At 72.6% G+C, this 25342-nt stretch carries 20 protein-coding genes; 8 read left to right on the forward strand and 12 right to left on the reverse strand.

Translation table 11 applies throughout. The features are described 5' to 3' along the window. Positions 1-261: 261 nt before the first annotated feature. Entirely contained in the window at positions 262-1728 is a 1467-nt protein-coding gene (locus AB0H83_RS19715; protein ID WP_360095512.1) for an IucA/IucC family protein, read from the reverse strand. A gap of 351 nt (positions 1729-2079) precedes the next feature. Here AB0H83_RS19715 and AB0H83_RS19720 point away from each other — a divergent pair, with 351 nt between their 5' ends. The 4 genes from AB0H83_RS19720 to AB0H83_RS19735 all read left to right on the forward strand — a co-directional run bounded on the left by AB0H83_RS19720 (position 2080) and on the right by AB0H83_RS19735 (position 5056). Further along, positions 2080-2295 carry a hypothetical protein gene (locus AB0H83_RS19720; RefSeq protein WP_360095515.1) on the forward strand — a complete coding sequence of 72 codons (216 nt, stop codon included), beginning with the start codon at positions 2080-2082 and terminating at the stop codon, positions 2293-2295. Positions 2296-2523: 228 nt separating this feature from the next. Then, positions 2524-3297, forward strand: a complete 774-nt coding sequence (locus AB0H83_RS19725) for a dihydrodipicolinate synthase family protein (protein WP_360095618.1) — start codon at positions 2524-2526, stop codon at positions 3295-3297. Between the two features lie 91 nt (positions 3298-3388). Next, the gene (locus tag AB0H83_RS19730; RefSeq protein ID WP_360095518.1) at positions 3389-3760 is read left to right on the forward strand and encodes a nuclear transport factor 2 family protein; all 372 of its coding nucleotides are present in this window, start codon (positions 3389-3391) and stop codon (positions 3758-3760) included. An 84-nt stretch (positions 3761-3844) separates the two neighbouring features. Further along, on the forward strand, positions 3845-5056 hold the full coding sequence (locus tag AB0H83_RS19735) for an erythromycin esterase family protein (RefSeq protein WP_360095521.1): 1212 nt from the start codon (positions 3845-3847) through the stop codon (positions 5054-5056). A gap of 664 nt (positions 5057-5720) precedes the next feature. Here AB0H83_RS19735 and AB0H83_RS19740 read toward each other — a convergent pair. Continuing rightward, on the reverse strand, positions 5721-7670 hold the full coding sequence (locus AB0H83_RS19740; protein ID WP_360095524.1) for an ATP-binding cassette domain-containing protein: 1950 nt from the start codon (positions 7668-7670) through the stop codon (positions 5721-5723). On the opposite strand from AB0H83_RS19740, the gene AB0H83_RS19745 reads away from it, so the two are divergent. Beyond that, a complete protein-coding gene (locus AB0H83_RS19745) occupies positions 7662-7925 on the forward strand; it encodes a hypothetical protein (RefSeq protein ID WP_360095527.1) in 264 nt (87 codons plus the stop codon). The two genes, AB0H83_RS19740 and AB0H83_RS19745, sit on opposite strands and share 9 nt — an antisense overlap. A 27-nt stretch (positions 7926-7952) precedes the next feature. On the opposite strand, the gene AB0H83_RS19750 is transcribed toward AB0H83_RS19745, so the two are convergent. Beyond that, positions 7953-8942, reverse strand: a complete 990-nt coding sequence (locus AB0H83_RS19750) for an endonuclease/exonuclease/phosphatase family protein (protein ID WP_360095530.1) — start codon at positions 8940-8942, stop codon at positions 7953-7955. Positions 8943-8951: 9 nt separating this feature from the next. After that, a complete protein-coding gene (locus tag AB0H83_RS19755; protein WP_360095533.1) occupies positions 8952-10163 on the reverse strand; it encodes a winged helix DNA-binding domain-containing protein in 1212 nt (403 codons plus the stop codon). A gap of 243 nt (positions 10164-10406) precedes the next feature. Between AB0H83_RS19755 and AB0H83_RS19760 the strand changes: the two genes are divergently transcribed. After that, positions 10407-11051 carry a 50S ribosomal protein L11 methyltransferase gene (locus AB0H83_RS19760; protein WP_360095536.1) on the forward strand — a complete coding sequence of 215 codons (645 nt, stop codon included), beginning with the start codon at positions 10407-10409 and terminating at the stop codon, positions 11049-11051. Positions 11052-11063: 12 nt separating this feature from the next. Continuing rightward, the gene (locus AB0H83_RS19765) at positions 11064-12020 is read left to right on the forward strand and encodes a tyrosine-type recombinase/integrase (protein ID WP_360095539.1); all 957 of its coding nucleotides are present in this window, start codon (positions 11064-11066) and stop codon (positions 12018-12020) included. Between the two features lie 297 nt (positions 12021-12317). On the opposite strand, the gene AB0H83_RS19770 is transcribed toward AB0H83_RS19765, so the two are convergent. From AB0H83_RS19770 to AB0H83_RS19790, 5 genes are all read right to left on the reverse strand, one after another. Next, a complete protein-coding gene (locus AB0H83_RS19770) occupies positions 12318-13973 on the reverse strand; it encodes an acyl-CoA dehydrogenase family protein (protein WP_360095542.1) in 1656 nt (551 codons plus the stop codon). A gap of 115 nt (positions 13974-14088) precedes the next feature. Next, complete coding sequence (locus AB0H83_RS19775) at positions 14089-14745, reverse strand: thymidine kinase (protein ID WP_360095621.1); 657 nt, start codon at positions 14743-14745, stop codon at positions 14089-14091. Positions 14746-14840: 95 nt separating this feature from the next. After that, positions 14841-17822 (reverse strand): BTAD domain-containing putative transcriptional regulator, encoded by a 2982-nt coding sequence (locus AB0H83_RS19780; protein WP_360095545.1) that lies wholly within the window; start codon positions 17820-17822, stop codon positions 14841-14843. A 39-nt stretch (positions 17823-17861) separates the two neighbouring features. Further along, positions 17862-19250 carry an MFS transporter gene (locus AB0H83_RS19785; RefSeq protein WP_360095548.1) on the reverse strand — a complete coding sequence of 463 codons (1389 nt, stop codon included), beginning with the start codon at positions 19248-19250 and terminating at the stop codon, positions 17862-17864. A 60-nt stretch (positions 19251-19310) separates the two neighbouring features. Further along, entirely contained in the window at positions 19311-20069 is a 759-nt protein-coding gene (locus AB0H83_RS19790) for a glycerophosphodiester phosphodiesterase (RefSeq protein WP_360095551.1), read from the reverse strand. A 137-nt stretch (positions 20070-20206) separates the two neighbouring features. Here AB0H83_RS19790 and AB0H83_RS19795 point away from each other — a divergent pair, with 137 nt between their 5' ends. Next, positions 20207-21784 carry an Hsp70 family protein gene (locus AB0H83_RS19795; RefSeq protein WP_360095554.1) on the forward strand — a complete coding sequence of 526 codons (1578 nt, stop codon included), beginning with the start codon at positions 20207-20209 and terminating at the stop codon, positions 21782-21784. Between the two features lie 61 nt (positions 21785-21845). Here the strand turns inward: AB0H83_RS19795 and AB0H83_RS19800 are convergent, their stop codons facing one another. Genes AB0H83_RS19800 through grpE form a run of 3 tightly spaced genes read right to left on the reverse strand, consistent with a single transcriptional unit; the run spans position 21846 to position 25333 of the window. Continuing rightward, the gene (locus AB0H83_RS19800) at positions 21846-22571 is read right to left on the reverse strand and encodes a hypothetical protein (RefSeq protein WP_360095557.1); all 726 of its coding nucleotides are present in this window, start codon (positions 22569-22571) and stop codon (positions 21846-21848) included. 12 nt (positions 22572-22583) lie between these two features. After that, positions 22584-24500, reverse strand: coding sequence for a dynamin family protein (locus tag AB0H83_RS19805; RefSeq protein ID WP_360095560.1), 1917 nt, complete (start codon positions 24498-24500; stop codon positions 22584-22586). Next, entirely contained in the window at positions 24497-25333 is an 837-nt protein-coding gene (gene grpE / locus AB0H83_RS19810; RefSeq protein WP_360095563.1) for a nucleotide exchange factor GrpE, read from the reverse strand. Before grpE ends, AB0H83_RS19805 begins: the two co-directional genes overlap by 4 nt. Positions 25334-25342 lie beyond the last annotated feature (9 nt).

The raw sequence follows: 25342 nt of genomic DNA on the forward strand, positions 1-25342 counted from the left end.
GTCCGCGGCGCCGCCCGCTCATGCGCCCGCTCATGGTCACCGGGCGGTCGCGTCACCCACCCGCGTCACCCACCCGCGTCACCGACCGGTGGCACCGACCCGTGGCAGCCAGCGGTGGCACTCAGCCTGGCGCCTCCGTGCGTCGCGAAGCAGCGCGCCCTTCCCGCAGCCCTCCTCCCAGCCACCCCAGGTGTTCTCCTTCCCGCCGCCCTCCCGGCGTCCAAACCGCAGCCCTTCCCCTGATCGGACCCAATCGAACGGTTAGCGCAGCGGGTTGGGGATCTGGCACCAGCGGTCCTCCAGCGGGTCGTCGGCGAGGCGCATCGCGGTCGTCGCCTTCAGCGGCCACGTGTCGGCGAGGCACGCCTTGCGGTCGTCGGTGTCGGTGACCGTGTCGCGGACGGTCGCCGCGACCACGTCCCACGCCGCCCACGCCGCGTCGTCGCCGTGCCGCGTGCCGAGGGCGTGGACGAGCTCGGTGAGCACGGTCGACAGCGCCGCGGCGAACAGCTTCGTGCGCAGCTCGTCCTCGTCGTCGGTGGGCAGCGCCCCGATCAGCGGCGGCATCTGCAGCCCGGCGCGTCGCAGCCGGCCGGGGTGGACGTGCAGGCCGCCGAGATCGCGGTACCAGATGGTGACGGGCCGCCCGTCGCGCAGCTCGACGAGGGTGTTCTGCCCGTGGGCCTCGAGGGCGACGCCGTCGCGCAGCACGTCGAACAGGGCGGGCAGCAGCAGCCGGACCAGCTCGGCGAAGCGGGCCGGGGTGAGCAGGTCGGGCCGGTGCGGCAGCAGCGCGAGCGGCACGACGAGCGTGCCGGCGGGGGGTGCCTGCCGCCAGACGGCGCCGAGGGCGCGTTGCGGGTCGCCGTGGGTGTCCAGGACGGTGGCGGCGGTGGTCTCGCGCAGCACCCGCAGCCCGTGGGTGCGGGCGGCGAGGGTGGCGACGAGGTCGGAGGCGAGCGGCCCGTTGTGCACGGCGGCGGCGGACAGGGTCCGCACGGCGCTGGTCATCTGGACCTCGACGGCGGTCTTGATGTGCTGGTCGGGGGTGTCGAGCGGGGCGAGGGTCCGCAGCGACATGAGCGGCCTGGCGGGCAGGTCGCGGCCGGTGTCGCGGACGAGGCCGGTGGCCAAGGCCCGGGGCAGCTGCCACGGGTGCACGGGCAGCAGCGGCGGGCGGGCAGCGCCGGTGGTGCGCCACCTGGCGGGGTCGACCTCGACGAGGCGCAGCCGCACTTCGGGGTGGTGCTCGGGCGAATACGCCAGCACGTCGGCGGTGCTCATCCCGATCCTGGTGCGGCAGCACGGGTGCAGCGGGTGCCCGTCCACAATGGACTGCTCAAGGGCGACGAGGTCATGCTCGTCCGGGCTGCCCGTGGTGGCGGCGGCGAAGCCCAGGGCCAGGTTGGCGACGCTGTTGTCCAGCTCGCGCACCAGCCGGTCGGCGTGCCCGGCGGGGCGCAACGCCTCGACCAGCCGGGCCGGGTGCGTGTGCGCGGCCCCGTCGGCGACGACGGCGTCCGGGGCGGCGCCGAACAGCCCCGGTGCCGGGGTGCCGAGCCGGTCGGTGTCCACGATCCCTTCCCGCCACAGCGCGCCCCACAGCCGGCGCAGGACACCCGCACGGGCCCGCGGCAGCGCCCGCAGGTAGGCCTCGGCCAGGTGGGAGTCCATGTCCCGGAGTGCCTGCAGGGTCGTTTGCTCGTCTGGTGCCACCAGCGGTTCCACGCTCAAATCCTAGCATCCTAGGACGCCTTAAGCGACGTGCCTGACGGCACGCCTTCAAACCCCTGTCTACGACAGGGGAGCGCGAGGCCGTTGGGCCCTTCCGGCACCGGTGGGACTCGCGTCCGCCGACCGGCCAGACTTGTCCCCGCGGTCACCGGGCTGCCCATTCACCTGCGGAAATGCTGTGATGTACGCGAGGATCAGCTTGGAGCACGGACGCTTCGGGAGGCACCCATGGAGATTCGCCAGTTGTCATCGACGCCGCACACCGCTGTGCAGGTGAAAACGAACACGCCGGCCGTCGAGCCGGTCGCACCGCCACCGAGAGGTGGGCTGCCAGCGTCGCAGCAGGTGCTCAGTCAGCTGACCCCGGGAGACCGGGCGGCGATCTCGGGCCTGACCGGCTATCACCTGTCGCCGACGGGTGCGGTGACAAACGTCGGCGGGATGCCGCCGTGGTCGTTCATCATGGCGTTCGCGGCGTCGCGGACCGCCGTCGACCCGGTCGAGGACGGCGCCAGGTCGTCGGGCGTGAGCACCGTGGAGCACGTCGACGTGACGGTGTAGCGGTGCCCGCCGGGCGTTGAACGCACCGTCGTGCCGGGTGTAGGTGACCTGGCGGCGATGGGCGTGCCGTCGCAGGCGCAGTGGGTGGCGCTGGGGACGGGGTGCTCGCCCCTCAATCGTTTGCGTGCCGCCGATCAGGGTCCTGGCCGGCGGTGCAGCCGTGGGTGGGGTGGGTGCGCCGGCACGCCGACGGCCTGCGCACCCGGGTTCCAGCTTAGGGTTCGAGGCATGACTCAGGAGCAGGTTCCGTTGTGGCGGGGTGTCGCGGTGGCGTTGGTGACGCTGTTCGCGGAGGACGGTTCGGTGGATGTGACGGCCACCGCGGAGCACGCAGCGCGGTTGGTGGCGTCCGGTGTACGGGCGGTGCTCGTCGCCGGGTCGACCGGTGAGGCGGACGCGCTGGGCGACGGTGAGCGGGTGGCGCTGGTGTCGGCGGTGCGGCAGGCGTGTCCGGGGGTGCCGGTGATCGCGGGTGCCGGTGGTGCGTGGGCGGGCCCGGCGGCAGAGCTGACGGCGGCGTCGGTGGCGGTGGGTGCGGATGCGGTACTGGTGGCGCCGCCGCGGCGACCTGGGGATCTGCGGGTGTTCTACGAGCGGGTGGTGTCGGCGGCGGACGGCCGGCCGGTGCTGGCGTACCACTTTCCGGGGGTGGCTGGTGGGGCGGTGCCGTTGGAGGTGTTGCCGTCGTTGCCGGTGGCGGGGTTGAAGGATTCGACGGGGGATCCGGAGCGGTTGTTGCGGTTGTTGTCGGAGTGGGACGGTGCGGTGTACGTGGGTTCGTCGGCGTTGGTGGCGGCGGCGGGGTTGCTGGGTGCGGCGGGGGCGATTCTGGCGGTGGCGAACGTGGCGGCGGAGGACTGTGTGGCGGCGTGGGAGGGTGACGCGGCGGCGCAGTTGCGGTTGACGGGGCCGCATGTGGCGGCGAAGTCGGCGTTTCCGCATGGGTTGAAGCGGTTGGTGGCGCAGCGGTACGGCACGTCGACGGCGGCGCGGATGGGGTGAGCCGGGTGGGCCGGGTTACGGTCCGGTTTCGGGGTGTAAGAAGCAGCCGCGGTGTGTTGACCGGTGGTGGTGGGCGGATTTCCATGGGTGTATGGCTGAGGATGCGCTGGTGGCGGAGCGGTCCGGGTTGGTCTCGTCGTTGTTGGCGGTGATCGATCGTCGGGACTGGGGTGAGCTGGCGGGTCTGGTGACCGAGGACGTGGTGTATCACCGGCCGGGGTGTCCGCCGATCGAGGGGGTGGATGCGTTCGTGGCGTTCTATCGGCGGCGGTGCATCGTGGCGTCGGGGCGGCATGCGGTGGAGCGGTGGGTTGAGGGCGGTGGGCAGGTGTGTTGTTGGGGGCGGTTCGATGGTGTGTCGCATTCGGGTGTGCCGTTGAGTGAGATCTTCGCGGACTGGTTCGAGGTCCGTGATGGTCGGGTGTCGCGGCGGCGTTCGTTCTTCTACCGGCCGGCGATCTGACCTGCCGTTTGAGGGTTTGCCGCGGTTTTGCCGGCGTTTGCGGCGTGAAGTTTCAACTGTTGTTTCAACGATATGGTTGAGGTCATGTCTGTTGATGTCGAGGCGGCCGTGCGGGCCGTCGATGCGACCGCGGTGATGGAGTTGTTGCGGGGCCGGCCGCGGCTGTTGGGTCTGGGTGAGCCGACGCACGGTGATGAGGTGCTGCTGGAGTTGCGCAATGCGTTGTTCCGGCAGTTGGTGGAGCAGGAGGGGTACCGGACGTTCGCGTTGGAGAGCGACTGCCTGATGGGGTTGGTCGTGGACGGGTACGTGACGGCGGGTGCGGGTTCGCTGGACGAGGTCATGGCGGGTGGGTTCAGCCACGGGTGGGGTGCGTTCGCGGGGAACCGTGCGCTGGTGGTGTGGATGCGGGCGTACAACGAGGGCCGGCCGGCGGAGCAGCAGGTGCGGTTCGTCGGGTTTGACGGCCCGTTGGAGATGACCGGTGCGGCGAGTCCGCGGCAGGCGTTGACGGGGTTGTTCGGGTTCCTGGCGGCGCGGGTGGATGCGGAGCTGTTGCCGTGTTCGGCGCAGACGCTGGACGGGTTGCTGGGCGTGGACGAGCGGTGGACGGAGCCGGCGGCGATGATGGATGCGTCGCGGTCGGTGGGGTCGTCGCCGCAGGTGCGGCGGTTGCGGCTGCTGGCGGATGATCTGGTGGCGTTGCTGGAGTCGCAGGCGCCGCACCTGACGGCGGTGTCGTCGGTGGATGAGTGGGACCGGGCGTGTTTGTTCGGTCGCACGGCGGTGGGTTTGCTGCGGTACCACCGGTGGATGGCGGACGGGTCGCCGGGGCGGATGGGGTGGCTGCTGTCGGTGCGGGATTCGATGATGGCGGCGAACCTGCTGGCGGTGGCGGAGCGGGCGGCGCAGCGTGGTCCGGCGTTGGTGTGTGCGCACAACGCTCATCTGCAGCGGCATCGCAGTGGGATGCGGCTGGGTGGTGTGCCGTTGTCGTGGTGGAGCGCCGGTGCGATGGTGGGGTCGCGGTTGGGTGGCGGGTATGCGTTCCTGGCGTCGGCGGTGGGCACGATTCTGAGTCAGGGTGTGCAGGCGCCGCCGCCGGACACGGTGGAGGGTGTGCTGTACGGGTTGCCGCGCGATTCGTGCCTGGTGGACGCGGGCCGGTTGGCGGCGTTGCTGGGTGCGTCCGTGCCGGCGCGGGTGTCGGCGTGGTACGGGTACGCGCCGCTGGATCCGCGGTATCTGGCGGATGCCGACGGGATCGTGTTCGTGAAGGATGCCGTGGTCGCGTAGCCGGTGCCGGACGAGTGCCGGGTCGCGTGGGGGTAGCCCAAGGCGAACCTGTTGCCGTATGGCGTCTTCTTCGAGGTGCTCGGCGATGAGATCCCCGCTGGTTTGGTTCGCGGGTTCGGGCGCCACCGCCGGCGGCGAGGCCAGATTTCTCGCCGGACCGGCGCTCCTGTCGCGCACGGTGATGAGCGCTGGGACGCCGGGTGCGTCGTCTGCGGCGTGCCTGCGACTGGGAGCACTACTCGGTGGATTCCTGTTTGCCGGCGCGCAGGGATCCACCGGGTTGTGCCGCGGGCCGGGCGGAGCGCCATGAGCATGTGGAGAGCCGTCGTTCGCGACGATGGTCGACGTCCACGGTGAGTGACGTAAAGGGACCCGAGCGCTGCCTCGGATTGCGCCTCGAACGGCGGTGGCGGGCGCGGCCGGCGAGCGTCTTGCATGGTTCGCGCAGGGCCCACAGCGACTGTGCGTCGAGGCGGCTCGTCCCCATCCTCCGACCGTCTGCGTCACTGCCTGCACGTGCTGATCTCGCAGGTTGTCTGTCCTGCTTTGTGTCCTGTCGTTGTTCCTGGGCCGGTCGTCGTGGTCTCCGCTCGCCGTCCGGCACCGTCTGACGCTATGGCGCCTTGGGTCACGAGGGCCGATCAGAGTGTCTGGGCGGGCCGGGTCAGGGGGTGAGGTCGCGGCGCAGGGCGGCGGCGGTGTGGGAGCCGGTGGCGTGGGTGAGTTGTTCGGGGGTGCCTTCGAAGACGACGGTGCCGCCGGCGGCGCCTGCTTCGGGGCCGAGGTCGATGATCCAGTCGGCGTTCTTGATGACGTCGAGGTGGTGTTCGATGACGATGACGGTGTTGGTGGTGGTGACGAGCCGGTCGATGATGCGCAGCAGGTGGGTGATGTCGGCCATGTGCAGGCCGGTGGTGGGTTCGTCCATGACGTAGACGGTGCCGGCCCGGTGGAGTTGGGCGGCGAGTTTGAGGCGTTGGTGTTCGCCGCTGGACAGGGTGTCGAGCGGTTGGCCGAGGGTGAGGTAGTCGAGGCCGACGTCGGTGAGTGAGGTGAGGGCGGTGTTGATGTCGGGGTCGGGGAAGAAGGTGGTGGCTTCTTCGGTGGTCATGGCGAGGACGTCGGCGATGGTTTTGCCGTGTAGCCGGTGGCGTAGGGCGTCGGGGTGGTAGCGGCGGCCGTTGCAGTCGGGGCAGGTGGTTTTGAGGGTTTCCATGGAGCTGTGGTGGGTGTGGATGGTGCCGAGGCCGCGGCAGGTGGGGCAGGCGCCGGCGGAGTTGGCGCTGAACAGGGCGGGGTCGGTGTGGGTGGCGGCGGCGAACTGGGTGCGGATCGCGGTCATGATGCCGGTGTGGGTGGCTGGGGTGGCGCGGGGTGAGGCGGTGGGTGGGGTCTGGTCGATGAGGATGGCGGTGGGGTGTTGGGTGAGCAGGTCGTGGTGGATGAGGGAGGTTTTGCCGGAGCCGGCGACGCCGGTGACGGCGGTGAGGACGCCGGTGGGGATGTCGACGGTGACGTGTTTGAGGTTGTGGGTGTGGGCGTCGTGGATGGTGAGGGTGCCGGTGGGGGTGCGGGGGTTGGTGTTGAGTGGGAGCCGCTGGTGGTAGTGGCGGCCGGTGGTGGTGCGGGCGTATGGGAGGGCTTCGAGGCCGCCTTCGTAGACGATGGTGCCGCCGTGGGTGCCGGCGTGGGGGCCGAGGTCGATGATGTGGTCGGCGGCGGCGATGACGTCGCGGTCGTGTTCGACGACGAGGACGGTGTTGCCGTTGTCGCGGAGTTGTCGCAGCAGGGTGGTGAGGCGGGTGATGTCGTGTGGGTGCAGGCCGGTGCTGGGTTCGTCGAAGATGTAGAGCAGGTCGACGAGGGTGCTGCCGAGGTGCCGGACGAGTTTGACGCGTTGGGATTCGCCGCCGGACAGGGTGCTGGTGTCGCGGTCGAGGGTGAGGTGGCCGAGGCCGATGTCGATGAGGTGGCCGAGGCGGCGGAGCAGGGTGTCGATGATGGGTGCGGCGGTGGGGTCGGTGTTGAGGCGGAGCACGGCGACGAGTTCGGCGGTTTCCATGGCGGTGAGGTCGGTGATGGCGTAGCCGTCGATGCGGCTGTCGCGGGCGGCGTCGTTGAGGCGGGTGCCGCGGCAGGTGGTGCAGGTCTGGTCGGTGACGTATTGGCGGGTGCGGGCGGTGATGGGGTCGCGGTGCAGGTGGAGGCGGGTGAACAGGGCGATGGCGCCTTCGTAGGAGGTGCCGTCGGTGTGGTGCAGCAGGGTGTGGCGTTCCTCGGCGGTGTATGCGTTGACCGGTTTGTCGGGGTCGAGGTGGCCGGACCTGGCGATGGTGTGCCAGTGGCGGGTGCCGGGTTGCAGGTCGGGGTGGCGCAGGGCGCCGGTGTTGAGTGACCGGTTCGGGTCGAGGAACCGGTCGAGGTCGACGGTGGTGGTGCGGCCGGTGCCGCGGCAGGTGGGGCATTGGCCGTGCGGGTGGTTGAACGAGTATCGGTTGGGGGCGCTGAGCTGCGGGTGGGCGGTGCGGGCGTAGAGCAGGCGCAGGATGGGGCCGATGTCGGTGGCGGTGCCGACGGTGGAGCGGGGGCCGCCGCCGAGGCGGCGGTGGTCCACGACGACGGGGGCGGACAGGTTGTCGATGCTGTCGAGGTCGGGCCGGTCGGGGCGGGGCAGGCGGGTGCGGGCGAACGCGGTGAACGTGTCGTTGAGCTGCCGTTGTGCTTCGGCGGCGATGGTGTCGAAGACGAGGGATGTCTTGCCGGAGCCGGAGACGCCGGTGAAGACGGTGATGGCGTGTTTGGGGATCTGGACGGTGACGTTTCGCAGGTTGTGCTCGCGGGCGCCGGTGACGGTGATCCGGTCCCGTGACGGTTGCGGGGTCAGTGGAACGCTCCCTTATGCGTGGTGGGCCGGGGGCAGGTGCAGCTGTGCGAGCAGTGCCCGGTGGTCGCTGCCGGGGACGGTCCTGGTGGCGACGTCGCCGATGCCGATGCGCTGGTCGGCGAGGACGTGGTCGAGGGTGACGGGTGGGACGAGGGGCAGGCCGGGGCCGCGTTTGAACGGCCAGGTGGGGGCGAGGCCGCGGCCGCGGGTGCCGGCGGCGTCGCGGTAGCCGGTGCGCAGCAGCCGGCGCAGCGGTGCGTGGTCGAGGGTGGCGTTGAAGTCGCCGAGGAGGATCCGTGGCGGGTCGCTGCCGGCGGGTGGCTGGGCGGCGAGGTTCCGCGCCCAGCAGCGGGTCTGCCGTGGCCGGGGTGCGCACGGGTGGACCGATTCGACCTGGATGTCGACGGTGGTGTCGCCGGTGCCGGGGACGTGGATGGTCGCGCCGGCCTGCCGCATGCCGCATTCGTGGCGGCGGGCGGGGCCTTCGGTGCCGCCGCTGCCGCCGGTCGGGGTGAGCGGGTGGCGGCTGAACAGCGCGGAGCCGGTGCCGCCGCGGCCGGGGTGGGCGACCCGGAACGGCAGGAGCCCGTCGATGCCGGCGGTGTCGAGGGCGTCGAGGGCCGCGGGGGTGAGCTCCTGCACGGCGAGGACGTCGATGTCGTCGAGTTTCGCCTGTTGCAGCAGGGCGGGCATGTCGCCGTGGTCGAACAGGACGTTGGCGGTCATCACCCGCAGTTTCGCCCCGGTGCCGCCGGTGGGTGGGGCGGGCCGGGCGATGAGGCGGGGCACGACGGTCGCGGACAGTGAGATCCAGGCGAGCAGGCAGATCAGCCAGGGGCCGGTGGCGCCGGCGATCGCGGCCCAGGCGGCGCACAGCAGGGCCAGGGGCGCCGCGTAGGGGGTGAACGCGACGAGCTGGACCAGTGGCGTGCCGCGTTCGAGGCCGCCGAGCCGGATGATCGTGTATGCGGCGAGGATCGCCGCGACCGCCCACAACACCATGCGCCGAACCTACCCGCGGGGTGTGACAGATTCGGTCAGTCGCCGTTCGAGGGGGGTGCGGAAGCGTGGGGTGATCCGGACGTCGCCGATCCAGGCGGTGAGCTGTTCGGCGGTGTCGTCGACGGTGCGGCGGGTGGTGGTGTCGACGGGTTCGAGGAGTTCGGTGGTGATGTGGCCGGGCAGGTGGGCCCAGCCGCCGACGACCCGGCCGTCGGCCCATACGGTGGGGCCGGGGTTGCCGGTGCGGTCGAACAGGGCGGGTGCGTGCGGGCCGAGGTACCAGTCGCGGGTGGCCCAGCCCATCATGGTCGGGTCGAGGGCGGGGAGCAGCGCCACCCACGGTGGTGGTTGCGGCACGTCGTCGGTGTCGTCGGCGAGGACGATGCCGGTATTGCCGTCGTCGAGGGTGACGGTGACGGTGGGCAGGGCGGCGAGGGCGGCGCGGGTGTGGGTGAGGGTCCAGCCGGTCCACCATTTGAGGTCGTTGACGGTGCCGGGTCCGTATCGGGTCAGCCACAGCCGGGCCAGGTCGATCCTGGCGGCGGCGGGGTCGAGGTCGGGCAGCGGCTGCGGGAGCCACGTGTCGAGCAGGTGCCAGGTGTACTGGCTGCTGGTCCAGGTGCCGTTGGGGCGGCCGCGCACGATGTTGCCCTGGGCGGCGAGCAGCAGCAGGACCCGGCTGGTGATGTACTGGCTGCCCTGCGGGAATGTGAGTTCGGTGCGCAGCCGGGGGACGTCGGTGGACAGTTGGGTCGCGGTCGCGGCGCCGCCGCGGGCGTGCAGGGCGGCGATCGTGGCGGTTTCCACGTCGGTGAGCCAGGCGGCGTCGCCGGCGCCGCACTGCTGCAGGTGTTTGACGAGCAGGCGGCGTTGTTCGACGGCGACGGCCGCGGACGCGGCGGCCTGCACAAGACCGGCCGTGCCGGCCGTGCCGGCAGTACCGACATTGCCGGCAGTGCTGGTCGGCACGACGAACATGGTGCGGCGCATCCCGAGCATCCGCAGGACGCTGCGCCGGGTGTAGAGGGCGTCGTCGATGCCGGCGGTGGTCGTGGTCGGCTGGCGGGCGGCGACGGACAGGTACACGGTGGCGGGGTCGGTGGCGTGCAACGCGACGACGTCCGCGGCGACGTGTTCGGGGCCGCCGCCGGTGGGGGTGGCGAGGCCGTGCCGCCACGCGAGCCGGGCGCGTCGCTGCGCGTCGCCGATGTGCAGGGTCACCCGGCGAACCCTAGCGAACCGCGGCCGCCGGCGACGGCCGGAGCGGCCCGCCGCGAACCGCGGCGGGCCGCGAAGGTCAGCAGGGTCAGCGGCGCAGCGAGTCGACGTAGAGCGTGATGAGGACCAGCACGACGACCGCGACGCCCAGGATGATCCAGCTGAGGGCCGCCCCCATGGATTGCACGGTACCGATGCGAACCCCGGCGGGGCGTCGCACGCACGAGTGACATAGGGTCGCTGCCGATGTCCACCGCATTCGTCATGGCGCACACGAGTCTCGCCCCGGTCCCGCTCGTGCCGGAGGTGCGGCTGCGGCTGGCGGACGAGGCGATCGAGCTGTGGCAGTACACGGAGAAGTTCGCCGGTGGGGTGCAGCTGCCGCCGCCGTTCTGGGCGTTCGCGTGGGCGGGTGGTCAGGCGCTCGCCCGGTACGTGCTGGATCATCCGCAGCTGGTGGCGGGGCGGCGGGTGCTGGACGTGGCGGCCGGGTCGGGGCTGGTCGCGATCGCGGCGGTGAAGGCGGGCGCGGCGCACGTCACGGCGGTGGAGATCGACCCGCTGGCGGTGACGGCGATGGCGGTGAACGCCGAGGCGAACGACGTGCGGATCGACGTGCGGTTGCAGGATGTGCTGCCCGGTGACGGCGGTGACGCCGACGTGGTCCTGGCCGGTGACGTGTTCTACAGCCGGGAGATGACGGGGCAGGTGCTGCAGTTCCTGCGGCGGGTGACGGCGCGGGGCGCGGACTGTCTCGTCGGTGACCCGGGCCGGGCGTATCTGCCGAAGGAGCACCTGGAGTTCGTGGCCGTGTATGACGTGCCGGTGCCGCAGACGCTGGAGGACACGCCGGTGAAGCGGACCACGGTGTGGCGGCCGGTTCTTCTCTAGACTGGCGCATCGATGGGTCCCCTGCAGAGCGTCCAGCATGCTTTGACCCCGGCGTCGGGTGACTTCACCGACGCGTGGCTGGCGAACCGGCGGTTGTCGGCGCACACCCGTGCGGCGTACCGGCGTGACGTGCACCAGTTCCTGGGGTGGTGTTCGGGCCGGGACCTGGATCCGTTGCGGGTTTCGTTCCTGCATGTGAATGCGTACGCGCGGGATCTGGAGTCGACGGTGGACGCGCGGACGGGGCGGGTGCTGGCGCCGGCGAGCGTGGCGCGGAAACTGTCGGCGTTGTCGAGCTGGTATGCGTTTCTGCTGCGGTTGCAGGCGGTGCCGGCGAACCCGGTCGGTGGTGCGGACCGGCCGAGGGTCGACCGGGACTCCTCGGCGACGGTCGGGTTGAGCGCGGGTGAGGTCGATGCGATCCTGGCCGCGGCGGCGGCGCAGCGGGGCCCGACGGCGGCGCGGGACCGCACGATCCTGGCGTTGCTGGCGGATCTGGGGTTGCGGGTCGGTGAGGTGGTCGCGCTCGACGTCGCCGACATCGGCACCGAGCGTGGGCACCGCACGGTGCGGTTCGTGGGCAAGGGCGGCAAGCCGCGGCGGCGGGCGTTGACCGCGCACGTGGTCGCGGCGTTGGAGGAGTACCTGCTGGTGCGGGGCGACGGTGACGGGCCGCTGTTCGTCACGGCGACGGGTGGGCGGGTGGACCGGCACGCGGTGTTCCGGCTGGTGCGGCGGCTGGCGAAGGAGGCGGGGGTGCCGGCGTGGGCGCGGTTGTCGCCGCATTCGCTGCGGCACGCGTTCGCGACGTCGGCGCGGGACGAGGGGGTGCCGTTGGAGGACGTGCAGGACGCGATGGGGCACGCGGATCCGCGTACGACCCGCCGGTACGACCGGGACCGGCACAACCTGGACCGGGACCCGGCGTACACGATCGCGGCGGCGCGGGCGCGGCGGCGACCGGTGTGACCCTGCGGTGATCCGGTGGTGATCCTGCGGGCGGCGGGTGCGGGCGACGCGGACGCGGTCGGTGCGTTGCACGCGGCGAGCTGGCGGGCGTTCTACCGGGGTGCGGCGCGGGGTGCGGCGGGCGGGGTTGCCGCGGCTGTACCTGTGGGTGCTGGAGCAGAACGTGGCGGCGCAGCGGTTCTACCGGGGTGCGTGGCGGCCGGTATGTGGAGACGGTCCCGGTCGGTGGTGACCCGGCCCGGCTCGCCGGTACCCCGGACGAGCCGCCGGACAAGCAGCGGATGGTGTGGGAGCGGCTCAGATGAGCTGGTCGAAGTGGGTGTGCAGGTCGGCGGACACGTCGGCGCCGCCGAGGCGGCGCAGCGTCCACAGTGACGCGAGCAGCGCCGGGCGGTCGTCGCCGCGGTCGGCGGCCCACGCGGCGTGTTCGAGCAGCAGCGCGGCGGTGAGGGTGTTGCCGAGGCGCAGCGCGAGTTCGCGGGCGCCGGCGACGACGCGGGGGTTGCGGGGGTCGGCGGCGGCGGTTTCGACGTCGGTGGCGAGGCGGCGGGTCGCGGCGATGAGCGCTTCGGCGACGCCGGGCAGGCGGGACGCGGCGGCGTCGGCGGCGATCTCGGCGCGGTGCAGCAGTGGGCGGGCGCCTTCGCCGGTGGTGAGGGCGCGCAGCACGTCGATGGACAGGACGTTGGTGGTGCCTTCCCAGATCGGCAGGACCTGCGCGTCGCGGAGCAGCCGGGGGATGCCGGTGTCCTCGACGTAGCCGGCGCCGCCGAACGCTTCGAGGTATTCGCTGGCGGAGGCGACGGCGAGGCGGCCGGTGGTGAGTTTCGCCAGGGGCGCGACGAGGCGTAGTTCGTCGCCGGTGGGGTCGTCGCCGAGGAGGGTGAACGCGTGGGCGGCGAGTGCGTACGCGCCGGCGGCGTCGACGGCGAGGCCGCCGAGGGTGGCGCGGTGCAGCGGGTTGTCGGCGAGGATGCCGCCGGCGATCTGCCGGTTCGTGGCGTGGCTGAGGGCGTATTCCAGGCCGCGGCGCATGCCGCCGGCGGCGGCGGCCGCGTTGTGCAGGCGGGTGACGACGACGAGGGTCATCATGCGGGCCAGGCCGGGCACGGCGGGGTCGCCGATGGGGATGGCGGGCACGTCGTCGAGGCGGACCTCGCCGGTCGGCACGGCGCGGGTGCCGAGTTTGTCCTTGAGGCGCAGCACCTGCAGGCCGGGGGCGGGGGTGACGCCGTCGGTGGTGTAGCGGGGCACGAGGAACGGGGCGAGGTTGCGGCTGCCGGGGCCGGCGCCTTCGGGGCGGGCGAGGGCGACGGCCATCGCGGAGTCGATCGCGGAGCAGAACCATTTGTCGCCGGTCAGCAGCCAGGTGCCGTCGGGGCCGGGGCGGGCGGTGGTGGTGGAGCGGGCGATGTCGGAGCCGCCCTGCGATTCGGTCATCCATTGGCCGCTGGTGACGGCGACGGCCGGGTCGGTGCTGGTGAGCCGGGTCAGCCACGGTGAGGTCGGGGCGACCTGGGTGAGGAGTGCGGCGGCGCCGTCGGCCATGGCGACGGGGCAGGAGAACGTCGCGGACTCCGGGCCCCACAGGTGCAGCAGGGCGTGCTGGACGACGCGGGTGCGGGCGCCCCACACGGTGCCGGGTTGGTAGGGCAGGGCGACGACGGCGTGGCGGGCGGCGGCGGCCCGTTGCGTCTGCCAGCCGGCGGACACGTCGATGCGTTCGATGCGGGCGCCCCACGCGTCGAACCGGGTGAGGGTCGGCGGGTGGGTTTCCGCGTCGTGGTGGGCGGTGCGCAGCGGTCCGAGGACGTCGGCGGACAGTGCGGCGAGGCGGCGCTTCGCGGCGGCGTGCCCGTCGGGGCCGAGGAGCCGCTCGAGCCAGCTCTGCAGTTGCCAGTCGCTGGTGTACGGGTCACGCAACGCCGGACCGTCCTGCACGAAACGCGTCATGCCATCACCTCCGCTACGCTGCGGCGCCGGCCTGACGGAACCTGCGCCCGTGATGCCCGGTCCTGCGCTTCGCTCCGGACCGGTCATGCCCGCCAGGTTACCGTCCGGTAATCAGTTAGACGAGCCGCAGCTGCCCCTCGGTGCGGGCGGCGGGGCCGAGGTCACCGACGCGGTGGTGGCGGCGGCACAGCACCTGGTAGCGGACATCGTCGGCGGCGGCGTCCCCTGAGACGTTGCCGGTGGCGGCGTCGGCGTCGGTGTCGCCGATGACGACCTGGTCACCTTCGCGGGCGATGCCGCCGTTGACGACCCGGGCGTTGAGCAGGCCGGGCCGGCCGCACCAGCACAGCACCTCCACCTGCACGCGGGTCACCTCGTCGGCGAGTTCGAACAGCCGCTGCGCCGCCGGGAACAGGCTGGTGCGGAAGTCGGTGGCGAGGCCGAACGCGTACACGTCGACGTCGGAGGTGTCGACGAGGTCGGCGAGCTGTTCGATCTGCGCGACGGTGTAGAAGCTCGCCTCGTCGCAGATGAGGTAGTCCACGCGGATGCCCTGCGCCCACCGCTGCCGGACCAGGCCGCGGATGTCGAGGTCGGCGCCGACCTCGACGGCTTCCTTGCCCAGGCCGATGCGGGTCGACAGGCGGCCCGGCCCGGCCCGGTCGATGGTGGTCAGGACCAGGCCGTGGCGGCCCTGCCGGGCGTGGTTGTAGTCCATCTGCAACGCCAGGGTCGACTTGCCGCAGTCCATCGGGCCGTAGAAGAACTTCAGTGAGCCACCGCGGCGTAGCCGGCTGTCACCGGCGGCGACGCACGCGGACGGGTCTTCGTCGAGGGCGGGGGTGGAGGACGTCACGACCGTGCAGCCTACTGTTCCAGTCGTTGCAGCAGCGTCCGCACCTCGTGCCGCTCGGGGGTGCCCATCGCGTCGAACAGTTCCAGGGCGGTGCGCAGCCGGTCGCGGGCCAGCCGCGGGTCGGTGGTGGTGACGCCGAGACCGCGGTAGGCGCGGGCCTGCTCGTAGCGGTGCCCGATGCGCATCGCCCGGTCCAGGACCTGCGCGTGGACGAGTTTCGCGTCGGCGGTGCGGCCGAGCGCGGTGAGGCCTTCGCCGTACAGGTTCCCGGCCTGGCAGGCGACGGTCGGGTCGAGCTGCTGACCGTCCTCGTAGGCGGTGCGCAGCAGGTGCAGGCCGCGGTCGTGGGCGCCGAGGGTGAGCAGGCTCGCGCCGAGGTGGCAGCGGGCCTCGAGTTCGGTGGCGGGGCCGACGTCACCGCCGAGCTGCCGGCGGGCCCAGGTGAGCAGCAGCACCGCCTGGCGGTGCCGGCCGAGGCGGGCGCGGGTCAGGCCGAGTTCGACGGCGCCGACGGCGGTGGGCCAGGTGAGGCCGGTGCGGCGGCCGTAGCCGAGGATGCGTTGCGCGATGAGCGCCGACTCGGTGTGCCGGCCGACGGCGCGGAGCATCCCGGCCAGGGCGGTCCATTGGACGCTGACGTGCCAGCCGTCGTCGCCGGCGACGAGGGACCGGTCCATGAGGTGCAGTGCCTCGTCGTAGCGGCCGACGTTGAGGTACACGTAGGCGAGGTTGGTGCGGGCCCGTACACCCCAGGTGGGGTGGGTGACGAGGAGCGCGAGGTGGGCGGCGGCGGAGGTGAGGTCGCCGCCGCGGGCGTGCGCGGACGCGAGGTAGTTGTGGGTCATCGCGACGAGGTCCGGGTCGTGCAGGGTGTGCGCGGCGGTGAGGGCGCGGCGGTGCAGGTCCAGGGACACGTCGTTCATCGAGTTGCGGAACAGGTACCCCCACAGGGCGCGGGGCAGCAGCACGGTGTGGCGGTGCCAGCCGAGCCGGTCGGCGAGGTGGGCGGCGGCGACGACGTTGGCCCATTCCAGGTCCAGCCACCGCCGGGTGCTGATCATGTCGGTGAACGTGGGCACGTGCGGGCCGACGTCGGTGAAGTCGATCGGGTCCCGGTCGCGGTTGCTTTCCCACAGTCTGGTGGCGGCGGCGGTGGCGTGCAGGTAGAAGTCGAGCAGGCGCAGGGTGGCGGGTTCCCGGTCGGGGTCGTCGAGGTGGGTGGCGTACTCGCGGAGCAGGTCGTGCAGGCGGAACCGGCCGGCGACGGGTTCGTTGAGCAGGTGGCTGTCGACGAGCTGGCCGAGCAGTGTGTCGGTGTCGGCGGCGGGCAGGTCGGCGAGGGCGGCGGCGGCCTGGGTGGACAGTTCCCCGGCGGGGTGCACGCCGAGGAGCCGGAACAGCCGCTGTGCCGGTGGTGGCAGCTGCCGGTACGACAGTTCGAACGCCGCGTGCGGGGAACGGCCGTCGACGGCGAGGTCGACGGCGGCGGGGTGGGCGCGGCGCAGCCGGTCGGCGAGGTCGGCGACGCTCCACGTCGGGCGGTGCGCGAGCCGGGCGGCGGCGAGCCGCAGCGCGAGCGGCAGGTGGCCGCAGAGGCGGGCGACCTCGGCGGTCGCGGCCGGGTCGGCGGCGGCGCGGGCGCCGACGACGGCGGTGATGAGGCGGCGGGACTCGACCGCGGACAGCACGTCGAGGGACACGGGCCGGGCGCCGTCGAGGCCGGCGATGCGGCGGCGGCTGGTGACGATGACGAGGCTCGGCGACGACCCGGGCAGCAGCGGCAGGACCTGCGCGGCGTCGGCGGCGTTGTCGAGCACGACGAGGACGCGGCGGTCGGCGAGTTCGCTGCGCCAGCGGGCGACGCGGTCGTCGGGGTCGGCGGGGATGCGGGCGGGTGGCACGCCGAGGTGCGCCAGGAGCACGGCGAGGGCCTCGTGCGGGGGTAGCGGCGGCCGGTCGGAGTGGGCGTGCAGGTCGAGGAAGAGCCGCCCGTCGGGGTAGCGGGCGGCGACGCGGTGGGCGAGGTGCACGGCGAGGCTGGTCTTGCCGACGCCGGCCATCCCGTCGACGGTGAGCACCGTCGGGACCGTCGGGGCCGTGGAGCCGCCGTCGGGGTCGAGGTCGTCGGTGGTGGCGATGAGCTCGGCGAGGAGGTGTTCGCGGCCGGAGTGGTCGGTGATGTCCCGTGGCAGCGTCCACGGCCGCGGCTGCCGCGCAGGTACGGCCAGCGACGCGGGCGCCGGCGCCGGTCCGGGCGCGGGTTGCAGCAGGAGGTGGTGGAGGCGTTGCAGCGCGTCACCGGGTGGCAGGCCGAGGTCGTCGTGGAGGGCCTTGCGCAGCCGCCGGTACACGGCGAGCGCGTCGGCGGTGCGCCCGGCGCGGGTCAGCGCCGTCATCAGCTGCCCGGTGAGCCGTTCCCGCAGCGGGTGCTGCTCGACCAGGGCGGTCAGCTGCCCGATGAGCTCCACGTGCCGGCCGAGGCGCAGCTCCACGTCGACGCAGTCCTCCACGGCCGTGTCGCGGTGCTCCTCCAGGGCGACCGCGTGCGCCTGCACCGGTGGGCTGTCGACCCCGGCGAGGGCCGGGCCCCGCCACAGCCGCAACGCCGAGCGCAGCTGGGTGTGGGCGGTGTGCAGGTCACCGGCGGCGGCCGCGGCCCGCCCGGCGGTGACGAGCGCGGCGAACGTGAGCGTGTCGAGGTCGCCGGCGGCGACGACGGCGCGGTAGCCGGCGGTGTCGGTGCGGATCAGGTCGGGCAGCAGCCGGCGCAGCCGCGACACGCACGTGTGCAGCTGCGCCCGGGCGGTCGCCGGGGCGGCGGCACCCCACACGGCGTCGACGAGCCGGTCGACGGTGACGACCCGGTTCGGTTGCAGCAGCAGCATCGCCAGCAGCACCCGGTCGCGGGCCGCGGCGATCTGCACCGGCTGCCCGGCGACGTCGACCGCGAGGGGGCCCAGCAGCCGGTACCGCACGGATGCGTATCTAACCACCGCGCCGCCGCGGTGGCTACCGGCCCGCGCCGTGCGCGGTCACAGGCGGGCGGGGGGTGTGTTGCCGGCCTGCTGGATCGCCTTGCGCATCGGCACCGCCAGCAGCGCCAGGAACCCGGCGACGAAGAACACCAGCAGCGAGATGATCGCGACCCGGTAGCTGCGGGTCGTGTCGTAGGCGAGGCCGAACAGCAGCGGCCCCAGCCAGCTGGTGCCCTTGTCGGAGATCTCGTAGATGCCGAAGTACTCACCCTCGCGGCCCTTCGGGATCAGCTGCGAGAACAGCGACCGTGACAGGGCCTGGCTGCCGCCGAGGACCAGGCCGATCCCGCCGCCGAGCGCGACGAACAGCAGCGGCTGCTTCGCCGGCAGGAAGTACGCGATGACGATGATCACCGTCCACAGCACGAGACTGCCCAGCAGTGTCTTCCACGCCCCGTACCGTTTCGCGAACCACCCCAGCAGCAGCGCCCCGGCGAACGCGAGGAACTGCACCATGAGGATCGTCGGGACGAGCACGTCGTCGGACAGGCCGAGTTCCTTCGTGCCGTACTGGCTGGCCAGGGCGATCACGGTCTGGATGCCGTCGTTGTAGATGAGGTACGCGACGAGGAAGAACAGGGTCAGCGGGTACGCCTTCAACGACCGCAGCGTGTGCCACAGCTGCCGGAACCCGTCGGTGAGCAGGTTCGCGCCGGCCGCGGCCGGTTCCAGCAGCGGCCGGTTGCGCAGCCGCAGCAGCGGGATCGTGGTGAACCCGGCCCACCACAGGCCCGCCGACACGATGCTGTACCGGGCGATCTCACCGGTGGACATGCCGAGGCTGTCCTTCATCAGCACCGCGGCGACGTTGAGCAGCAGCAGCAGGCCACCACCGAGATACCCGAACGCCCACCCGAAGCTGGAGACCCGGTCGCGGTCCTCCTCGGAGGAGATCTGCGGCAGGAACGAGTTGTACACCACGACGGACGCGCCGAACGCGATGTTCGCGACCAGGAACAGTCCGGCGCCGAGCAGGTACCGGTCGCCGGTGAGGAACAGCATGCCGGTCGTCGCGGCGGCGCCGAGGTACGCGAACAGCGCCAGCAGCTGCTTCTTGCGCGGGGACCGGTCGGCGACGGCACCGACGACCGGCAGGACGAACACGGTGAGGAACACCGACAGGCTCACCGTGTACGGGAACAGGGCGCCGGGCGCGATCGCGATGCCGAGGGGGTGGATGACGGCGTCGTCGCAGGTGTCGCCGTCGCAGCCGGCGGCCTTCTCCGCGATCGACGTCAGGTACGGGCCGAGGAAGACGGTGACGACGGTCGTGGAGAACGCCGAGTTCGCCCAGTCGTAGAAGTACCAGCCGACCCGTTCCCGTTTCGTGCTGAGCTGCGGCGTCTCAGGCGTCTCAGGCGTCTGTGGTGTCTCGACAGCGGACACGGGCCGGCCTCTCCTGCATCGGTTCCTGCGGCGGTGTTCAGGCGGGTGGTCAGGTGGTGCTCATGCGGGGTTCCAGATGCCACGGGCGTCGTACACGTCGCGGAGCACCTCGATGTGATCGGTCATGATGCCATCAACACCGAGGTCCAGGAAGTGGCCGATCTGGTCGGCGTCGTCGATCGTCCACAGGTGCACGTGCAAGCCGAGGCGGTGGGCGTACCGGATGAACCGAGGCGAGGCGAGGGTCAGGCGGCCGTACCGGGGCGGGACCTGCACGGCAACGACCCCGGCGGGCAGGTTGACGGGCCGGCCGGTCAGCGACGCCGTGTACAGCACGGCGACCTCCCGCATGCCCAGCGACGTGGCCAACTGCCCGCCGGCGAGCCGGCGGATGCGGGTGAGGCGGCGGGAGGAGAACGCGGCGAGCAGCACCCGGTCCCCGGCGCCGGCGCGGCGCACCACGTCGAGGGTCGGGTCGACGGCCGCGTCGGTCTTGCAGTCGATGTTGAACCGGACGTCCGGCCACGCGTCGAGGACCTCGTCGAGGCGGGGCACCGCGGCGGCCCCGCCGACGCGGACGGTGCGCAGGTCCGCCCACGTTACGTCGATCATCCGACCCGGGCGCCCCAGCATGCGGTGCAGCGTGTCATCGTGGAACACGACCGCGACACCGTCGGCGGTGGCGTGCGTGTCGGTTTCGATGTACCGGTAGCCGAGCTCGACCGCGCGGGCGAACGCCGCTGTCGTGTTCTCGTCACCGGCCGCCGCGCCGCCACGGTGGGCGAAACCCAACGGTCCTGGCAGGTCAAGATAGGCCACGCCGACAGTATGTAGTGATCTTCGGTGGAGTTTGCGTAACGGCGGGTTACCTGTTGCTGTCCTCGGGCTTGCACGGGGCTTGCAGACGGCTTGCCGGGCGACGCAGAGTGTGGATCGGCAAAGGTAGGGTGACGCACATGCGCGTGCTCGGCATCGACTTCGGCACGTCGAACACGGTCGCGATGGTCCGGACCCCGGACTCACGGATGCGGCCGCTGCTGTTCGACGGTTCACCCTTGCTGCCCTCTGCTTTGTACTTCAACACCGACGGGAAGGTTCTCGTCGGGCGGGACGCCGAGCGTAACGCGCGGCTGGACCCGGCCCGGTTCGAACCCAACCCGAAACGTCGCATCGACGACGGTGAGGTGTTCATCGGTGACCATCCGATGCCGGTGCCGCGGCTGTTCGCGCACGTGCTGTCGCTGGTCAACACCGAGGCCCGCCGGCAGCTCGGCGCCGCCCCGGACGAGGTGCGCATGACGCACCCCGCGCGGTGGGGTGAGCGGCGCCGCTCCGCGCTGGTGGAGGCGGCCCGCATCTCCGGGCTGGGCAACCCGCGGCTGATCGCGGAGCCGGTCGGGGCCGCGTCGTACTTCACGGCTGTCCTCGGCTCGGCCGTGCCGGTGGGGCGCAGCCTCGCCATCTACGACCTCGGCGGCGGCACGTTCGACGCGACCGTGGTGCGGCGCACCCAGTCCGGGTTCGAGGTCCTCGCCGAGGACGGCCTGCCCGACGTCGGTGGCCTGGACTTCGACCACGCGATCGTCGAGCACCTCGGCAAGGTGTACTCGCAGAGCCACGCGGAGAAGTGGTCGTCGATCGCGAACCCAGCCGACGCGAACGCCCGCCGGCAGCGGCGCCTGCTGTACGAGGACGTGCGCGGCGCGAAGGAGATGCTGTCGCGGACCGCGTCGACCGACATCCACCTGCCGGCGCTCGAGGTCGACGCGCACCTGACCCGGGAGGAGCTCGAGGGGCTCGTCAAGCCGTACCTGGAGCGGACCGTGTCGTGCCTGCGCCGCGCGATCGAGTCCGCGCGGCTGCAGCCGAAGGACCTCGTCGGGATCTTCCTCGTCGGCGGGTCGTCCCGGATCCCGCTCGCGGCGCACCTGATCCACACGGAGCTGGGGGTGGCGCCGACGACCCTGGAGCAGCCGGAGACCGTCGTCGTGGAGGGCGCCCTGTGCATCGGCGCGCCGTCCGCGCCGACCCACGCGTCCGGGACGCCCCGGACCGTCACGCCGCAGCCGCAGCAGCAGCGGCCGGTGTCGGCGGTGCCGGTGTCCCCGGCGATGAACCGGCCCGGGCCCGGGCAGCCGCCGGTGCAGCAGCGCCCGCCGGTGCAGCTGGTGCGGCAGCAGCCGCCCGTGCAGCTCGTCCGGCAGCCGCCACCGCCGGCGCAGCAGCCGCCGGTGCAGCTGGTCCGGCAGCAGCAGCCACCGGTGCAGCAGCCGCCCGTGCAGCTGGTGCGGCAGCAGCCGCCCGTGCAGCAGCCGCCGCAGCAGCCGTTCCGGCCGCCGGTGTCGCCGGCGCCGGTCGCGCAGCCGGCCCGGCCGGGCCCGTTCCCGCCGCAGCCGGCCCGGCCTGCCCCGCAACCCACCCTGCAGCAGCAGACCGACGAGGGGGAACGCAACTGGGTCGCGGTCATCATCGTGGTGCTGGTGCTGGTCGCGGTGCTGTTCGTGATCCTGCTGATGACGGCGTTCAACGGCTGACCGTCGCGCTTGCGAAAAGGCCCGCCACGCGCAGCGTGGCGGGCCTTTTCGGCGGTTGCGGTCAGGTGAGCGGGGCCCAGAACCCGGCGAGGGAGCTCGTCGCCGGGTCCTCGGAGCTCAGTAGCTGCCCCCACGGGTCCGGGCCCGCGGGCACGTCCGCGCCGGCGTAGCCGGCGAGGTCCGACGGGTCGGCGCCGTCGGTGTACCCGGCCGGGTCGTACGCCGCGGACAGCGAAGGGTCGGGGCCGCCGAGGACACCGGCGTCGGTCCACGGGAACCCGTCGACGGGCTCCGGCGGGCCGTCCAGGTGCAGCTGCTCCGGGAACTGTGGCTCCGGCCAGCCGTCGTCGCCGTGCACGTCCGGGTCGCTGCCGAACGCGTCGAGCTGTCCGACCGTGTCCACGTCCACGTCGACATGACCCAGATCACCCGGAACACCCAGATCACCCGGATCACCCGGGTCGGTGCCGGTGTCGTCAGCGGTGGGGTCGAACCCGCCACCGCCGTCTGTGTGGCCGTCTGTGTGGCCGTCATGGACGGACTGGTCGTAGGCCTCCGCGGCGTGTTCGGTGCCGAGCGGCTCCTCCAGGTCGTCGCCGCCGTGCGCGGCGGCGCCGAGCTGGTCACCGCCGAACTCGTCGTGGCCGGGCTCGAAACCGTGACCGTCGAAACCCTGGCCGTAGCCGTGCTCGAAGGTCTGCTCGAACCCATGGTCACCGCTGAGGTCGGCGGTGTCACCGGTGTCGGGCTCCTCACCCGAGTCCGACCATTCCCAGTGCCCGTCCATGATCCAACCCCCTTACGCTTCGGCCGGCGCGTCGGCCGCGTCCGCGGGTGCGTTCGGTGCCAGTGCCCGTACCCGCACGAGGACCTCGTCAACCTGCTTGATGCGGGCGCGCAGACCTTCCCGTTCGGTGTTGAGCGCCGCCTTGCGCTTGGCCCGCTCCGCCTTGTCCTCCGCCAGGGACTTGTCGATGTTGGCGATGTGCGCGTCCAGCTGCTTGAGCCGCCGCTCGATCGCCTCGTCCAGGGCGAGGGTCAACGCGTACTGCAGGTCCGTGAACCGGTGCATGATCTCGTCGGCGAGCGCGGCGCGGGCCTCACCGAGGACCTCCCGCAGCCACGTACGGGCCTGCACCTTGTCCGTCATGCTCTTCCGTTTGAAGATCATGTACGCGCCGGCGGCGAGCCCCAGGCCGATACCGATGACGGGGATGACCAGGCCCGCACCGGCGACGCCGGCCAGACCGATCGCGCCGGCACCGGCCATCGCGCCACGGCCGGCCATCATCGCCATACCGGCCGAGGACATGACGACCATCGCGCCGTCGCCGTTGCCGCCGTCCCGGCGCGGTTTCGTGCCCAGCGCGTGGCGCAGCTTCGCGTTCAGGCCGCGCAGCACGTGCTGCAGCTCGTTGGGGTGGAACACCTGCGCCAGGACCCGCTCACCGACCTTGCGGAACCGGAACTCCAGGTCGTGCGACAGGCGCACCGACAGCGCGTACAGGGCCTTGTCGACCTCGGCGGGCAGGTCGGTGATGTCGCCCCGGCCACCCTTGTCGATCTTCTCCATGAACTGTTCCTGCAGCTGCGTCATGTACGAGCGCAGCCGCGTCGTCGCCTCGACCCGGGCCCGCTGGGTCTCGGTGGACAGCGCGAGGGACCACTGGCGGGACTCGGTGCGTTTGCGGGTGGCGACCTGGGCGCGTTCCTCCTTGGCGCGTTCGGCGTCCTTGGGGTCCGGGTCGGTCGCCTTCATCCGGTCGCCGAGCTCCTGGTCGATGCGGATGTACTCCGAACGCACCGAGCGCAGCACGTTCGCCTGCTGCAGCAGGTGGCCCTTCTTCGCCAGGTCGATCAGGGCGTGCTGCAGCTCCGCGATGCGTGACTCGCGGATCAGCTCACCGGCGGCTTCCTTCGGCAGCGTCATCGCCAGCTCCGCCAGCCGCGCGGAGACGGGGAACCAGGGGGCGGAGCCGAACCGGGGCGCGTGCGTCTGCAGCTGGCCCTTGTTGTCGGCGAGGATCGTGCGCCACCCCGGGTACGCGTCGACCTTCGTCAACGCGAACAGCACGAAGTTGACCTTCTTGCTGGCCTCGATGAGGAAGTTCATCTCCGGCTTGGAGAACGGCGAGGACGAGTCCACGACGAACAGCAGGGCCGTGGCCCGCTCCACGGCGTCCATCGCGACCTCGGCGTGCATCGAGTCCAGGCCGCCGGTACCGGGGGTGTCGGTGAGCGTCAGGAACTGCAGCAGCGGCGCGGAGTGGTGCACCTCGATGCGGCGGGGCGGGCGCATCCCGTCGGGCAGCCGGCCCAGCACGGTGCCCCAGTCGCGCAGGTCACCGAGGCCGAGCGGGATCGGGTCCTCCCGGCCGGGGACGTAGGCGCGGGCGCCGTGCTGCGTGTTGTGCGTGAATTCCAGGTACGACGCGGTCGCCACCGCCGCGTCGACCGGGGACAGGTTCGGCACGCCCATCAGCATGTTCGTCAGGCTGCTCTTGCCACGCTTCGTCTCACCGACCACGACGATGCGTGGCCGCTGCACGTCGCGGCGGCGTTCGGTGTCCACGTCCGCCGCCGCGTCCGGGTCGATCTTGCGCAGGTACGCGAGGGACCCGTCGACGCCGGCCTTGAGCAGTTTGCCCAGAGCCGCCTCGGGGCTCGGCGGCTTCTTGTTGTTCGCGGGTGGCGCCGCATTCTCGGTCGAGGTCATCGGGGCTGCTCTCTGCGTGGTTGCTGGCTGGTCGGGTGCTGCTGGGGCTGCTGGACGGTCGGGTGCGCGCCGGTCGGCCCGCCCGGGTTGCGGGCGGCCTGGTACACGGTGACGATCGGGGCGCGCAGGACCCGCCCGTCACGGTCGAGGTACCCGGGGACCTCCACCGCCGCGATCGACCCGATCAGCGCCGGGTCGTTGGACGGTGCGGCGCCGCCGGCCTCGTGGTGCGCCGGGTCGAACCGGACCCCGGTCGGCTCCAGGGTCGTGACCCCGGCCTCGGCCAGGGCGATGCCGAGCCGATCACCGAGCGCCTTGGACGTGACCCGGTCCCGCACGTAGATGCACGCCTGGACCAGGGCGCGGCGGTCCGCGTCGGCGGGGCCGGCGCCGTTGCCGCGGCCCGCGGCGACCGGCACCTGCACCTGGCGGGGGGCGTTGCGGGCCGACAGCAGCAACAGCAGCAGCAGCGCCGCGCCGACGAGCAGGGCACCGACGAACGCGGTCGCCGCCGCGGTCACCCCGAACGGCTCCTTCGCGGTGCACGCCGGCTGGGCGGCCTGCACGACCTGCCCGGCCGGCTGGCCCTGGGTCTGCTGCTGCTTCGGCGGCTGCTCGGGGGCGCCGCCACCGCCGAGGGAGTCACCGATGCCGGCGCCGCCGTTGCCGGTCGCCGGGGCCGGCGGCGGGGTCGTCGCGGCGGTGGTGGCCGCCGGCACCGCCGGGCAGTCGGGGGCGCCGCTGAGCAGGCCGGTCGCGACGCCGGTGAGCACGGCGACGATCAGAGCAACAGCCACGGCGACGAGCCGCAGGCTGTTGGAGGACGAGAACATCGTCGGCTC

Origin of the sequence: Dactylosporangium sp. NPDC050688, from assembly GCF_040654515.1 — a bacterium.
Taxonomy (GTDB): Bacteria; Actinomycetota; Actinomycetes; order Mycobacteriales; family Micromonosporaceae; genus Dactylosporangium.